12 protein-coding genes and 1 tRNA gene are annotated in these 14141 nt (G+C 63.7%); 6 read left to right on the forward strand and 7 right to left on the reverse strand.

Going from position 1 to position 14141, the window contains the following annotated elements:
- Window positions 1–33 precede the first annotated feature (33 nt).
- From IE071_RS14420 to rsmD, 3 genes are read right to left on the reverse strand one after another with little or no spacing between them, the layout of a single operon-like run.
- Window positions 34–537 (reverse strand): hypothetical protein, encoded by a 504-nt coding sequence (locus tag IE071_RS14420; protein WP_189442158.1) that lies wholly within the window; start codon window positions 535–537, stop codon window positions 34–36.
- A complete protein-coding gene (gene coaD, locus IE071_RS14425; RefSeq protein ID WP_189442160.1) occupies window positions 530–1069 on the reverse strand; it encodes a pantetheine-phosphate adenylyltransferase in 540 nt (179 codons plus the stop codon). The genes IE071_RS14420 and coaD overlap by 8 nt, the downstream gene beginning before the upstream one ends.
- Window positions 1070–1109: 40 nt before the next feature.
- Window positions 1110–1691, reverse strand: coding sequence for a 16S rRNA (guanine(966)-N(2))-methyltransferase RsmD (gene rsmD, locus IE071_RS14430; protein ID WP_189442162.1), 582 nt, complete (start codon window positions 1689–1691; stop codon window positions 1110–1112).
- Window positions 1692–1765: 74 nt separating this feature from the next.
- On the opposite strand from rsmD, the gene ftsY reads away from it, so the two are divergent.
- From ftsY to IE071_RS14460, 6 genes are all read left to right on the forward strand, one after another.
- Complete coding sequence (gene ftsY / locus IE071_RS14435; RefSeq protein WP_189442164.1) at window positions 1766–2908, forward strand: signal recognition particle-docking protein FtsY; 1143 nt, start codon at window positions 1766–1768, stop codon at window positions 2906–2908.
- 22 nt (window positions 2909–2930) lie between these two features.
- Window positions 2931–3998, forward strand: a complete 1068-nt coding sequence (locus tag IE071_RS14440; protein ID WP_189442166.1) for an AsmA family protein — start codon at window positions 2931–2933, stop codon at window positions 3996–3998.
- Window positions 3995–5041: an A/G-specific adenine glycosylase gene (mutY, locus tag IE071_RS14445; RefSeq protein WP_189442168.1), complete on the forward strand. Its 1047-nt coding sequence runs from the start codon at window positions 3995–3997 to the stop codon at window positions 5039–5041. Before IE071_RS14440 ends, mutY begins: the two co-directional genes overlap by 4 nt.
- A 69-nt stretch (window positions 5042–5110) precedes the next feature.
- Complete coding sequence (locus tag IE071_RS14450) at window positions 5111–5389, forward strand: oxidative damage protection protein (RefSeq protein WP_189442170.1); 279 nt, start codon at window positions 5111–5113, stop codon at window positions 5387–5389.
- Between the two features lie 83 nt (window positions 5390–5472).
- Window positions 5473–5548, forward strand: a tRNA-Phe gene (locus IE071_RS14455).
- A gap of 221 nt (window positions 5549–5769) precedes the next feature.
- Window positions 5770–6231 (forward strand): hypothetical protein, encoded by a 462-nt coding sequence (locus IE071_RS14460; RefSeq protein ID WP_189442172.1) that lies wholly within the window; start codon window positions 5770–5772, stop codon window positions 6229–6231.
- Here IE071_RS14460 and IE071_RS14465 read toward each other — a convergent pair.
- From IE071_RS14465 to IE071_RS14480, 4 genes are all read right to left on the reverse strand, one after another.
- Window positions 6224–7876: an MASE1 domain-containing protein gene (locus tag IE071_RS14465; RefSeq protein ID WP_189442174.1), complete on the reverse strand. Its 1653-nt coding sequence runs from the start codon at window positions 7874–7876 to the stop codon at window positions 6224–6226. The genes IE071_RS14460 and IE071_RS14465 overlap by 8 nt on opposite strands.
- A 354-nt stretch (window positions 7877–8230) precedes the next feature.
- A complete protein-coding gene (locus IE071_RS14470) occupies window positions 8231–11305 on the reverse strand; it encodes an efflux RND transporter permease subunit (protein WP_189442176.1) in 3075 nt (1024 codons plus the stop codon).
- A gap of 41 nt (window positions 11306–11346) precedes the next feature.
- Window positions 11347–12537, reverse strand: coding sequence for an efflux RND transporter periplasmic adaptor subunit (locus IE071_RS14475; protein ID WP_229792924.1), 1191 nt, complete (start codon window positions 12535–12537; stop codon window positions 11347–11349).
- A complete protein-coding gene (locus IE071_RS14480) occupies window positions 12527–14074 on the reverse strand; it encodes an efflux transporter outer membrane subunit (RefSeq protein ID WP_189442178.1) in 1548 nt (515 codons plus the stop codon). The genes IE071_RS14475 and IE071_RS14480 overlap by 11 nt, the downstream gene beginning before the upstream one ends.
- Window positions 14075–14141 lie beyond the last annotated feature (67 nt).

Genomic DNA, 14141 nt, shown 5'->3' on the forward strand with positions numbered 1-14141 from the left:
CACCTCGCCGGCTTGGCCGGCGCGGTCACTTCATTACATGACGACGAAGCGGATCGTGGCACCGGTCGGCTTCAGCGCATCGGTGACGCGCTGCTCGTCAGCCTGGTCGCCGATGAACAGGACGATCACGTCCTTGAACGAACCGGGCTTGGCATCCTTGAACGCGGCGATGACCAGGTCGGCCGTCGTCGCGGAAACCGGGCCACCGAAGGCCAGCAGGTTGCCCGGCAGGACGCCGCGCGCCACGGTGTCCTGCACGCTCTGCAACTGGCGGTCGTTCTGCGCCTTGGCATCGTCGGTCGTGCCGGCCGTCACCATGTAGGCATACGGCTGGCTGGCGCTCATGCCCTGCATGTTCTTCTGCACGATCTGACCGAGGTAGCTGTTCCACGCCTTGGAATCATTCGGATCGGTCGGCTTGGGCGCCTGCTGTGCCTGCTGCTGGCCGGCCTGCTGGTCATCTCCGTGCTTGCCGCAGGCGCTCAGGGCCAAAGTGGCGGTCAGTGCGATGGCAGCGATGAGAGCGAACTTACGCATGGTTATCACCTTCTGTTTCGGGTTGCTTGTTGGAGCCGGTCCGGCCCTTGTGCCAGCGCTGCCGCATGGCCTGTTGTACCGCCGGATGCACGAAACCGGAAATATCCCCGCCGAGGCGGCCGATCTCGCGCACCAGCGACGAGGAAATGAAACTGTATTGCTCCGCCGGCGTCAGAAACAGCGTTTCCGCCTGCGGAATCAGATGCCGGTTCATGCTGGCCAGCTGGAATTCGTATTCGAAATCCGACACCGCACGCAGGCCGCGGATAATCACGCCGGCACCGACTTCCTCGGTGAAGGTGGCCAGCAGGCAATCGAAGCCGCGCACTTCCACGTTCGGCAAGTCGGCCAGCGCCAGCCGCGCCAGTGTGATCCGCTCGTCGATGCTGAAACCCGGCCCCTTACTGGAGCTGTCGGCCACCGCCACGATCACCCGGTCGAACAGCGGTGCCGCGCGCGTCACCAGGTCGGTGTGACCGTTGGTGATCGGATCGAAGGTGCCTGGATAGATGGCCAGGCGCGGATTGCCCAAAGGTTTTCTCACGAGACGAAAGCGGCAGCGGAATTGGCCCCTAGCTTAACGGAAGCGCGCGCCGATAGAGCGCAAAACGCACCTCGCCGGCATGCCCTTCGCGGTACAGCTGCCAGTTCGGTGGCAGTGTCGGTGCCATGGCGCGCGGCGACTCCACATAAACCCAGGCCTGCGCGGCCAGCCAGCCGCCCTGCTCCAGCTGCTGGGCCAGCGCCGACCACAGCTCCAGCGCAAACGGCGGATCGAGAAAGACCAGGTCCTGCGCCTGCGGCACACCGCGCAGAAACAGCCCCGCATCGAGTACGGCCACCTGGCCAGCCGTGGCCTTGAGCCGCGCCAGGTTGTCGCGCAGCACCTGCGCCGCACGCGCGTCGCGCTCGACGAACTGCACGCTGGCCGCTCCACGCGACAGTGCCTCGATGCCCAGCGCGCCGGTGCCGGCGCACAGGTCCAGGCAACGCGCACCCTCGACTATCGGCGCCAGCCAGTTGAACAGCGTCTCGCGCACCCGTTCGGCGGTAGGCCGCAGGCCCGGCAGATCCGGCACGTCGAGCCGTGAGTTACGCAGGCTGCCGCCGATGATGCGGATCCGCCCCGGCCCGGCCTTCCGCCCGCCGTTCATGGCGCCGCGCCCTCAGCGGCCAGTACAGGTTGGAGTGTTAGCATGCCGCCCATTGTCTTTGAATCACGGCCGCAATGCTCAAGTTCTGGAAGAAGAAGCCCACCGAAACGGGGCCGGCGCAGCCCACCAGCGAGAAGCCCGCCGACGCCGTCGCGCCGGAAAGCGGTGATCCGCTGTTGCACGAGGCACTGGCGGAAGTCCCCGCGCCCGCCGAAACGCAGCCCGAGGCCGAACGCTTCGCCGCGCCGGCCATCGAACCCGCAGCCACCGCAGAGGCTCCAACACCGACCAAGCGCAGCTGGCGCGAACGGCTGTCCGGCAATGCCTTCGCGCGCGGCCTCAGCTCGCTGTTCGTGCGTCATCCCAAGCTCGACGACGATCTGCTCGACGAGCTGGAAACCACGCTGATCACCGCCGACGTAGGCGTCGAAGCCAGCAGTGAGCTCGTGGAAGGTCTGCGCAAGCGCATGCACAAGCGCGAGTTCGCCGATGCGCCCGCCTTGCTGGCCGCCTTGCGCCAGGCGCTGGTCGCGCTGCTGAAGCCGGTCGAACAACCGCTGGACGTGCGCGGCAAACAGCCGTACGTGGTGCTCGTCGTCGGCATCAACGGCGCCGGCAAGACCACCACCATCGGCAAACTGGCGCGCCGCTGGCGCGATGAGAAACGCGCGGTGATGCTGGCCGCTGGCGACACCTTCCGTGCCGCCGCCGTCGAACAACTGAAGACCTGGGGCGAACGCAACCAGGTGCCGGTGATCTCGCAGGGTCAGGATGCCGACGCCGCCAGCGTGATTTTCGACGCATTGCAGGCCGCGCGTTCGCGCGGCACCGACGTGCTGATCGCCGACACCGCCGGGCGCCTGCACACCCAAGGCGGCCTGATGGACGAACTGGGCAAGATCGCCCGCGTGCTGAAGAAAATCGACGACGCTGCGCCGCACGAAGTGCTGATGGTGATCGACGGCACTACCGGCCAGAACGCGGTCAACCAAGTACGCCAGTTCCGCCAGATCGTCGGCGTCACCGGCCTGGTCGTGACCAAGCTCGACGGCACCGCCAAGGGCGGCGTGGTGTTTGCGCTGGCACGCGAGTTCGGCCTGCCGATTCGCTACGTCGGCCTCGGCGAGACCGCCACCGACCTGCGCGTATTCGAGGCCGAGGCGTTTGTCGACGGCCTGCTGCCAGCCAGCCTTGGCGACGGGCATGGGCATGACTGATCCACGCTGGCGAGGCTGAGCGATGTCGCACCGACTGCGGCTGATCCTGCTGGTGCTTGGCGGCCTCGTGCTGACGCTGGTACTCGTCGCGCTGATCGCGGTCTATCTGGTGCTGCAACCGGATCGCTTCACCCGCATGCTGCAGACCCAGGCACATGCCGCCGGACTGGAATTGAACCTGGCCAGCCCAGCCAGCCCGACCCTGTTTCCGCGCCCGGCGCTGGATCTCGACGGCATCACGCTCAATGCAGAAGGTGCCAACGTCCCGATCCTGCTGGCTGCCCGCGGCCGACTGGCGCTGCCCTGGCGTACGCTGTTCGGCGGCCCCACGGTGATCTCGCAACTGCAGATCGATTCGCCGCGAGTCGATCTGGACGCACTGCAGGAGTGGCTGGCCGCCCTGCCCGCGCAGCCGGCAGGTGCGCCACCGAACATTCCACGCATCGACACCGGCATCAGCATCAACCATGGCAGCGTGGTGCGCGGCAATGAGCTGCTGCTCGACAACGTCGCGCTGGAAGCCGGCAGCCTGATCTCGGGCCAGCCGTTTCCGCTCAGCCTGTCCGCCACTACCGCGGCGAACACGCCAGTGCAATTGCGGCTGTCTGCCACGCCGCGAATCGAAGGCAATACGCTGCAACTGGACAACATCACCCTGCACCTGTCGCAAGGCAGCGCGATGACGCTCGCGCTCACCGGCAACGCACACTGGCATGGCGCCGCCGATGCCGCTGCCAGCCTCACCGGCAAGCTTGACCAGGCCGATGCCGGTCAATACGACATTGCGCTCGGGCTGACTCCGGCCGACCAGAACAACCCGCTGCTGCTCGCACTGAAACTCGACGGCCCCGACAACCACGCCGACCTGCGCCTGCCGCCGCTGGCGCTGGCGCATTGGTGGAGCCAACTCGGCGACGAACAGGCACCGCAATTGAGTGTGCCGCCGATAAATGGCCATGCTGAAATCGCGAAGATCGAAACCGGCGGCATCAGCATCGAAGGGCTTACCGTACAGACCGGCGACAGCGTCCCTGCGGCCGTCAGCACCGCCGCGACACCGGCGAAATCCGCCATCAGCAAGAAGCCATGAGCGCAACCGTTGCCGCCCGCCTGCTGCGCTGGTTCGATCAGCACGGCCGCAAGGATCTGCCGTGGCAACACCCACGTGATGCCTACCGTGTGTGGCTGTCCGAAGTGATGCTGCAGCAGACCCAGGTCGCCACCGTCATCGGTTACTTCGAGCGTTTCATCAACGCGCTGCCGACGCTGCGTGATCTCGCCGCTGCCGACGAAGACACCGTGCTGGCGCTGTGGTCAGGCCTCGGCTACTACCGTCGCGCGCGCTTCCTGCATCGCGCCGCGCAGATTTGCATGGCGCAACATGGCGGCGAACTGCCACGCGATTTCGATGCGCTGTGCGCCTTGCCCGGTATCGGCCGCTCTACCGCCGGGGCCATCCTGGCGCAGGCGCATGGACTGCGTTTCGCGATCCTCGATGGCAACGTCAAGCGCGTGCTCACCCGCTATCACGGCATCCACGGCCATCCGGGCGAAAGCGCCGTGGGAAAGCAGCTGTGGCAGCATGCCGAAGCGCACACACCGACCGCCCGGGTTGCCGACTACACCCAGGCGATCATGGATCTCGGCGCCACCCTCTGCGTGCGCTCGCGCCCGCGCTGTGAGGACTGTCCGCTGACCAGCGACTGCATCGCGTACCGCGACGATCTCACCACGCTGCTACCCAGCCGCAAGCCCGGAAAAACCCTTCCCACCCGCGCCACCGTGATGCTGATTCTGCGCGACAGCCTGGGCCGTGTGCTGCTGGAACGGCGTGGCCCGCAGGGCGTGTGGTCAGGCCTGTGGAGCTTGCCCGAAGCGACCGATCCCGATGGTGCCTGGCGCATAGCGCAACAGCATGCGCAGATCGACGACGTGCAAACCCTCGCCCCGTTCACCCACGTGTTCAGCCACTATCGGCTGAACATTGAGCCACTGCTGTTCGATCGCGCGACAGCACAGCGCGGCATCGCCGATAATCCGCAACTGCGCTGGTGCAGTGCTAACGAACTCAGCGCACTTGGCCTGCCTGCGCCCGTGCGCACGCTACTGCTGCAAATCAACGACGCCGGCTGAGCCCACGTCGCAAGCTCCGCACTTCACCCCGGCAGTGAACGACCAACACGGCCGACAAGGAACCAGACCATGAGCCGCACCATCCATTGCGCCAAGCTCGGCATCGACGCCGAAGGCCTCGACTTCGCCCCCTGGCCCGGCCCGCTCGGTCAGCGCATCTACGCAGAGATCTCCAAGCCCGCGTGGCAGCAGTGGCTGGCCCACCAGACCACGCTGATCAACGAATACCGGCTCAATCCGCTCGACCCGAAAGCACGCAAATACCTCGCCGAGGAGATGGAGAAATTCCTGTTCGGCGGCGACTTCGCCAAGGCCTCCGGCTTCACCGCCCCCGACGCCGAGTCTTGACGAAACGCCGCGTATTCGGTCTAATGCGCGGCTCCACGCAACATCGGCAACCCTCGCGGTTGTCCCGTGGAAGCAAGGTTTCCGGCCGAGTAGCTCAGTTGGTAGAGCAGGGGATTGAAAATCCCCGTGTCGGCGGTTCGATTCCGTCCTCGGCCACCATGTACAGCATCGTCTGAGCCCACTTTCGCGAGTGGGCTTTTTCGTTTGCGAAGCGGCCTAAAAACATGGCATGACTGGACTATCGACATCCTCAGAGTCCACTCCGTTCCGACGATTCATCCAGCATGGTGAATCGGCGCCATGGCATGCGACACGTTTTACCCGCGACCAACGGTGCTACATTCGGCCCTCAACCACCAAAAACGTAGGGGGATATGCGTATGAGTCGGAAAGGATTTGCCGTTCGATCGGCGTTGCTCGTGGGGCTGATGGCCGCTGCATTCGCCGGCCCTGCCCTCGCGCAGCAGCAACCCAGCGCGGGGCTTGGCAGTGCATGGCCCACCGATACGCAGGACGTGAGCAGCATGCCTGGTTACCACGTCTACACCTGGGTCAAGTCAGGCGTGAAGTACATCCAGGTCAACGACTACTCGGGCAATGTCCTGGTAGCCGTGGCCACAGCGAACGGCGTGTTCCTGCCATTGCCGATGGGCAGCAGCGCGAAGAATCTTCAAACGCCGCAGGGTGACTCCTCCAGTCCGGCGCCGACGACAGGCGCCACGGTCTATCAGGACGATTCGGTGCAGGTCACGGCCACACCACAAAGCAATGGCGCAGTGATGTTCCAGGCAGCAGCGGCACCTTGCACCGATCCGGTCGAGTGCAGCACGCACGTCAACTGAAACTGAAGATCTCCGGGGTGGTGCGTTCGACCAGCACCACCTGCTCCAGCGAATCGGCCTCGTCGTCGTAGACCATCATGCTGATGCATTCGCCATGTGCGGTGGTGTGCACCTTGATCGTGCCTTCATAGAGCGCGGCACGATCCCTGATGGCATCCATGCCCAAGCCGGTGGCGGCCAAGCGGTGGAGCAAGGGGCCACCACGCACCAGCAATCCCGAATCCGCCGAAAAGAGTGCATCGATCCGGACGACAGCCCAACGCCGCCCGGCGTGCTGACCGCTGCGCAGGTGAACCGTGAGATCGCCCACGCTGTGGGCGGCGCACAGGTGAGTGACCACCTCGCATACCAGGCGGTGAAGTGCGAGTTGCATGGGGTGGGACAACTGGTCCACACCACCCCGCGCCCGGCACCAATAACCGATGCGATGGCTGTTGAGGGCTCGGGCAATGCCACCATGACGCAGTGCGGCGGCCAGGCCTTGCTCACGCAAAGTCACTGGATTCAGGCCGTCTGCCAACTGGAACAACTGTTCCCGGGTGACCGTGGTGCGGCGCCGAAGCTCGCGTGAATCCACCTGCGGCCGAAACTGTCGCAGGCGTTCGAACATCATCTCTTCGGTTGCATGCACAGTTTCACTGATCAACTCGATCCCCAACGAGGTCTGGCGCAACTGCGCCTCGCACTGCGCCTGGATACGGCGAGCCAGATCGAGGGATTTTTCGGCGGGTTCGCCTCCGTGCCCTTTCTGCTGATGCAGCTGTGCAATCCGGCTTCCAAACAGCAACATCGACGTAGTGGCAAAGGCCACAAAAACCTCAGCCTGCAGAGTCGACGTATCACGCAGTTCAGGCATCGTCACTACCACGGCGATGCTCGCGACCGCGCCGCCGACTGCAGCGCCATGCCAACCGTGGCGCAGAGCAAGCCAGATCACCGGTAAAAACATCAGCATCTGTGCGACCTGTCGCGACCCCACACTCGACGCCTCCAGCCCGATCCATACGAGCAGCGCCAACGCCGGCAGCACGAACGCCACTGACTCGATCGCCAGACGACCGCGCAATGCATTCTCGATGGTCACACGCCACGACGCGGCCCGCTTTGCCCTGCCCTCCCACACCATCAGCACGAGGGGCACCAGCGTCAGAATGCCCAAGTAGTTGCCAATGAAATACTGTGCTGCAGCAACGCCGTAGTCGATCGGCGGATAATTGGAGGGAGTTTTGACCACCGAGAGTGCAGCCAGGTTCATAAGGGACCAAAGCCCAGAAATCACCAACGTGCATATCAGCACGGCACCCATGCGCACCGGACCACGAGCAGGGATCATGCTCAAGCGGTCGCGGCATGCCTTGACCACCGGCATCGCAAGGGCGATGGGAGGCACCAGCATGAGGCTGGACCAGACCCAGCCAAAGCTCTCAAGGCACGAGAGGCTGACATACGCCAATGGGCCAATTTCGCCGATCACCAGTGCCGGCCAATAACGGTAAGGCACCAGCAACAGCACGGACAGGCGGTAGCCGGTGAACAGCACCCAGTGCGACCACGACACTTGTCGCAGCAGCGCATATCCGAGCGCATAGCACAGGGCTACCGCGCCATGCCGCAGCCATACGCTCCATCGTATTCCATGACTCATCCGGTGCCCCTCGATGACCAGACATCTTTCGGCAAGAACGATTGGGGGTCATACCCCTTCGTGATCATGCCTGTGAAATCGCGCCGAAACTGCGAACCCACACACGGAGCGGACCGCCCCGAAAAGAACTTCCCCGCCTGATAGTCCTATACCGGCGCCTTCTCTGCAATGCTCCCGATGGTCGCCAACCCACATGCAGAGAGGCCGCCCAAAACCTGGGCCGGCCCTGGAGCCGCACAAATGACGGATCCGGCCAACCTGCCGCCGGAACTGACAATTTCGGTGGCGGCGGCGCTATTCGCAACATCCATCGATAATTTGAAACGATGATCCAGCCCAGCAAGCAACGCCGCCTCATACTTCCAAACGGTCATCCGGTCGCGCCACCAGTGCATACAGCGCCGGCATCAGGAAGATGCTGATCAGCAGGCGCGTGAACAGGCCGCTGACGATGACCAGGGCAAACGGCCGCTGGGTATCGGTGCCGACGCCAGTGGACAGTGCCGCCGGCAACAGTCCCAGCGCTGCCACCAGCGCGGTCATCATGATCGGGCGCAACCGCAGGATCGCACCTTCACGAATGGCCTCGGTGATATCGGTGCCGCTGCGCCGGAGTTCGTTGACGTAAGAGATGTACACGACGGCCGTCTGCACCGAGACGCCAAACAGGGCCAGGAAGCCGATGCCGGACGAAACCGAGAACGGTGTGCCGGTGAGCCACAGCGCCACGATGCCGCCGACCGGAGCCGACAACAGTACGCCGAGTACGGTGATCAGCGGGAACTTGAAGTTGCTGTACAGCGTGAACAGCAGCAGAAAAATCAGCGCCAGGGTCAGCGGCAGAATGACATTGAGCTGCGCGCGCGATGCCGTGTACTCGGTGTATTCCCCACCCCAGTCCAGGTGGTAGCCCTGCGGCATGACCACCTTCTTGTTGACTTGCTGGATGCCATCTTCCACCGCGCCAGCCAGATCGCGCCCTTCCACCGAGAACTGCACGCCGATGTAGCGTGAATTGTTCTGGCGGTAGATGAACGAGGCACCGTTGGTCACCTGGATGTCCGCGAACTCCTTGAGTGGAATCTGTTGCCCGCCGGGCGTGGCTACCGGAATATTGCCGATTTCCTCGGGGGTATCCCGGTAGGGACGATCGAGGCGGACCACGAGATCAAACTGCTTTTCCTGCTGCACCACCTGGGTGGCCACGTCGCCGCCGATGGCGGTGGTTATCAGCGCATTGATGTCGTCGACGTTCACGCCGTAGCGGGCAATCGCCGCGCGATTGATCTTGATGGTCAGGCTGGGCTGGCCAAGCTCCTTCACCAGGGTGACATCGTGGATGCCGCGCACCTTCTCCAGGATCTGCTTGATCGCCTTGCCCTTCTGCTGCAGCGTATCCAGATTCGGGCCGAACACCTTGACCGCCAGCGCGCTCTTCAGGCCCGACTCCGCCTCATCCACCGCATCCTCCGCCGGCTGGGTGTAGTTGAAGATGATGCCGGGAAACGACTGCAGCTTCTGGTTGATCGCCTGGGTCAGCGCAGCCTTGGTGCGATAGCGGCCCGTCCATTCCGAGTAGGGTTTCAGGCCGACGTAGAACTCGACGTTGAAGAAACCGGTCGAATCGGTGCCGTCATCGGGCCGACCCAGTTCGGAGGCAACCGTGGTGACTTCGGGAAAGGAGCGCAGAATGTCCCTGATCTGTGGCGTGATCTTGGCCGACTCGTCGTACGAGATCGTGTAGGGCATCGTGGCACGCACCCACAATGCGCCTTCATCCAGCTGCGGCATGAACTCGCCGCCGATGAAAGGGATCAGCAGCAGCGAAACCGCCAGCACGATGGTCGCGGCACCCGTCGTCCACCAAGGGCGGGCCAGGCAGGCATCGAGACCCTTGGTGTAAACCGACTTGATCGCCTCGAACACGGCATTGCGCCGTTCACGCACGCCATTGCGCATGAAGTGCGCGCACAACACCGGCAGCAAGACCAGGGTGACGATCAGCGAACCGACCAGGGCGAAGACCATGGTGTCCGCCATCGGCTTGAACAGCGTGCCCGAGGGACCGGACAGCACATAGATCGGCAGGAAGCTGGCCACGATCACCGCGACGGCATAGAACAGCGGGCGATCCACTTCTGCAGCCGCGTCCAGAATCACTTCCTTGATGCTGAGCGAGGTTCCCTTTCGCTCCGCTATCTGGCGGTAGATGTTTTCCACCATCACCACCGCGCCATCCACCAGGATGCCGAAATCGATCGCGCCGATGGAAAGCAGGTTGGCCGAGGCTTGCTGGAGATCGAGACAGATGAACGCGAACAGCAGCGCCAGCGGGATGGTGGTGGCGACGATCAGTCCGGCGCGGAAATCGTAGAGGAAGAAGATGAGGATCACGACGACCAGCACCATGCCGCGCAGCAGGTTGTCTTCCACCACCTTGGTGGTCAGCGCGATCAGGTCGCTGCGGTCGTAGAACGGAACGACTTTCACATCCTTGGGCAGGATCTGCTCGTTCAGCTCTTTCGTCTTCGCCTCGACACCCTTCAGGACGTCCTGCGTCTTTTCGCCCTTGCGCAACAGGATGACGCCCTCCACCGCATCGTTCTGCTTCTCGAAGCCGAACTCGCCCAGCCGTGGCGCGATGCCAATGGTCACGCGACCGACATCCTTCAGCAGGATCGGGGTGCCGTTGTGAACGGCCAGCACTACGTTGCCGATGTCTTCCAGCGTTTCCATGCGGCCCAGGCCGCGCACGTAATAGAACTGGCCACCCTGCGAATAGAAACCACCGCCGGCATTGCTGTTGTTGGCCGTCAGCGAGGCTTCCACCTGCTGCACCGACAGGCCGGCGCCGGCAACTTTCACCGGATCGAGCAGCACCTGATATTGCATGGTGCCGCCGCCAAACCCCGAATCATCCGCCACACCGGGAACCGACTTGTACTGGGGCTCGATGGTCCAGGCCTCGAGCGTCTTCAGCTCCATCGGCGAGCGGTCGGAACTTTGCAATACGTATCGGTAGATCAGGCCCGATGGCGAGGACAATGGGGATACCGACGGAGTCACTCCGCTCGGCAAGCTGACACCAGGCAGCAGGTTGAACACCTGCTGGCGCGTGTAGTCATCACCCGCGCCTTCGTGGAACGTGATGACGACGTCGGACAATCCATACAGCGAGATCGAGCGGACGTTGTCCGTCTTCGGAATGCCGGTCATGCCGATTTCCATCGGCACCGTGATCAGCCGCTCCACTTCCTCGGCGGTATGCCCAGGCCACTGGGTAATGATCTCGACGATGGGCGGCGACAGATCCGGATAGGCATCCACCGGCAACCGCTGCAACGACCGCGCGCCCGCGCCGATCAATACCAGCATCATCAGGATGACGAGAAAGGGCTGGCCCAGCGAAGCGGCCACGACCCGGTTCATGAGCGACGTCGTTCGCGACGGCGCCGAGGGCAGTTGGTCGCTCATTGGCTTTGCATGAACTGGACGAAGATGGCGCCATCGATCACGACCTGGTCGCCGCTCTTGAGCCCTTCCGGAATCACGTACTGGTCGCCGGTGCGAGAACCCAAAGTCACATGCTGTCGCGCGAAACTGCCGTCAGGCTGGACGGCATAGACAAACGGCAGGTTCTCATCATCACGCAGGATCGCCGACACCGGCACCAGCAGCCCGCTGCTTGGTTGACGGGCCTGGATTCGTACGCGGACATACATCTGTTTCTTCAGCAGGCCGCGGGGATTTTCGACGACTACTCGCGCGATCACCGCACGAGTGTCGGGATCCACCACGGCCGAGATGTTGTCCACGGTTCCGTCAAGGCTGGTCGAAGCGGTACCGGTCTCCACCTGCGCGGAGTCGCCCACGCTGACCGAAGCCAGCTCGGAGGCGGAAATCTGCGTCATCACCCAGACGCGTGAAAGATCGGCCACCGTGAAGCACGGCGTGGTGCCCGCCTGCAGCAGTTGTCCTGGCGTAATCAGCTTTTCCGCCACGGTGCCGGTGATCGGCGAGCGGATGATGCCCTGGATGCGCGACACCGCTCGGCCGGCCTGGATGTCCTTGATGATTTGCGGATCCACATCCAGCGAGACCAGCGCCTGCCGGGCAGCATCACGATCTGCCTCGGCATTGGCCGCATCGGTCTGAGCCTGCTCTGCTTCACGCGTCGAGACACCATTGTGCTGAACCAGGTCCTTGTCCGCATCGGCAAGCCGACGTGCATTCTTTGCGGTGACGATGGCCTTGACGTAGGTGCTGACGGCCGCGGCAAAATCGGGCGAGTCAACTTCCGCCAGCGGCTCGCCCTTCTTCACCTTCTGGCCGGGGGAAACGAGCAGGCGCGACACCGGACCCGAGAACGGTGCCAGCACGCTGGTGGCCTGCTCGTTGTCGAAGTCCACCGCACCGGTGCTGTCGACCGTCTTGCGGAACTGGGAGGGCGCGACGGTGTAGAGGTGGATGCTCTTGCGCTGGTCGGTCGTCAAGCTGACATTCCTGGGCGTCGCCGAGGCCGCCTGCGCGTCGTTGTCCGTTTTGCTTGAGCAACCCTGGACCAGCGCGAGCGTCAGCAGCATCCCGGCAGCCAGGAGTGTGCGCAGCCATCTGCCCCGGCATTCCACACCCGGCATCGTGTAAAGAGATTTATTTTTCATCTTTGTTCCGGATTGAATCTGCCTGGTCCAGCTCCGCACGGTGCCACCAGCCACCGCCCAGCGCCTGAAACAACGCGGCCGTATCGGCATAACGATTGGCCTGGGCCTGCACTAGGGCGATCTGTGTTTGCTGGTCGGCTTGCTCGGCGCTCAGCAGCGAGAGATAACTGGCATAGCCGTCCTTCCACTGGCGCTGGGACAGATCCAGAGTGACCTTGGCCGCATTGGCGGCAGCGGCGGCGGCCTTCAGGCCCTCGGCGTCCTGTTCAAGCGCGGTCAGTGTGTCGGCGACATTCTGAAAGGCGGTCAGGACCGTGCTGCGATATTGCTCGGCCGCTTCAACATAAGCCGCCTTCGCTGCGCGCTGCTGGTGCAGCAGTGCTCCGCCCTGAAAAATGGGCGCGGTCAGATCTGCGCCCAAACTCCAGAATCCCGTGCCTGACTTGAACACCTGGCCGATCGCCAGCGCCGTGCTGCCTGCATTCGCGGTCAACTGGATATTCGGCAACCGGTTCGCCGTGGCGATACCGACCTGCGCACTGGCAGCATGCATGTTCGCCTCGGCCTGCAGCACATCCGGGCGCTGCGCCACCAGTTGCGAAGGCAGGCTCAGTGGCAACTCCTGCGGCAGCTGCAAATCCGCCAGTTCGAATTTTTCAGCCGATGCCTGGCTCGGGAACTGGCCAGCCAGAACAGCGAGCAGGTGACTCTGCTGGTCCAGCTGCTTGACCAGAGCTGGCAGCGTGGCCGTGACCTGGGCGAGCTGCGATTCCTGCGCGGCGACCTCCAGCCGACCGACGTAACCCTTCGCCATCTGGTAGCGCAGGATCTGCAGCATGTGCGTGTTGATCTCGATCAGCCGGCGCGTCGCATCGATCTGCGCCTGCAGCGATGCCCGCTGGACCGCGGCGGCCACCACATTCGCGCTCAACGTGATCTGCGCCGCGATCATCTGGTAGCGAACGGCCTGTTCCTGTGCCTTCAACGACTCCACGGTACGGCGGTTCAGCCCGAACACGTCGGGCGCATACGACACACTGACCTGTGGAGTGAACAGGTTGTACAAAAAGGCGTTGTTGCTGGGTACCGGCGCGAGTGCACCGGGCGGATCCTGCTGACGGGTGGCCGAAAACCCTGCGCTGACGCTGGGGTAGTAGGCACCCCGCCCTGCCAGCGTATTTTCCCTGGCCACCGACAATGCCGCCTGCGCCGCCTTGAGATCGGGATTGCTGGCGAGTGACTGTTTAATCAGCGCATTCAGCGGTCTGGAATGAAACAGCGTCCACCAGTCGGCAGGTATGTCGCTGCCCTTGTTGAAGCGCTGGGCTTCGCCACCGGCCACGTTCGCGCTGCTGGCCGTGGTCGCAAGCGGATGGGCGGTGTAATCGCCGATATCAGGCGCAGCGGGTTTCCTGAAGTCGGGGCCTACGGCGCAGCCGGCAAGCCATAGACAGGAGATGATCCCGATGAAAGGTAGCGCGATGAAAAGCGGCACATGCGATGACAGGGCATGGGCAACCGACGAAACTTTCGCCATTACCTCACCTCTCGCCCCCCGGGTCTTGGCAAGCGCATCGACCCACGTCTTGTTCATGCGAGCGTGT

It is taken from the genome of Rhodanobacter panaciterrae (genome assembly GCF_014651895.1).
Classification (GTDB): domain Bacteria; phylum Pseudomonadota; class Gammaproteobacteria; order Xanthomonadales; family Rhodanobacteraceae; genus Rhodanobacter; species Rhodanobacter panaciterrae.

Coding starts and splice junctions, on each gene's coding strand:
- IE071_RS14420 (WP_189442158.1), bottom strand. CDS start 537: ATGCGTAAGTTCGCTCTCATCGCTGCCATCGCACTGACCGCCACTTTG.
- rsmD (WP_189442162.1), bottom strand. CDS start 1,691: ATGAACGGCGGGCGGAAGGCCGGGCCGGGGCGGATCCGCATCATCGGC.
- ftsY (WP_189442164.1), top strand. CDS start 1,766: ATGCTCAAGTTCTGGAAGAAGAAGCCCACCGAAACGGGGCCGGCGCAG.
- IE071_RS14440 (WP_189442166.1), top strand. CDS start 2,931: ATGTCGCACCGACTGCGGCTGATCCTGCTGGTGCTTGGCGGCCTCGTG.
- mutY (WP_189442168.1), top strand. CDS start 3,995: ATGAGCGCAACCGTTGCCGCCCGCCTGCTGCGCTGGTTCGATCAGCAC.
- IE071_RS14450 (WP_189442170.1), top strand. CDS start 5,111: ATGAGCCGCACCATCCATTGCGCCAAGCTCGGCATCGACGCCGAAGGC.
- IE071_RS14460 (WP_189442172.1), top strand. CDS start 5,770: ATGAGTCGGAAAGGATTTGCCGTTCGATCGGCGTTGCTCGTGGGGCTG.
- IE071_RS14465 (WP_189442174.1), bottom strand. CDS start 7,876: ATGAGTCATGGAATACGATGGAGCGTATGGCTGCGGCATGGCGCGGTA.
- IE071_RS14470 (WP_189442176.1), bottom strand. CDS start 11,305: ATGAACCGGGTCGTGGCCGCTTCGCTGGGCCAGCCCTTTCTCGTCATC.
- IE071_RS14475 (WP_229792924.1), bottom strand. CDS start 12,537: ATGAAAAATAAATCTCTTTACACGATGCCGGGTGTGGAATGCCGGGGC.
- IE071_RS14480 (WP_189442178.1), bottom strand. CDS start 14,074: ATGGCGAAAGTTTCGTCGGTTGCCCATGCCCTGTCATCGCATGTGCCG.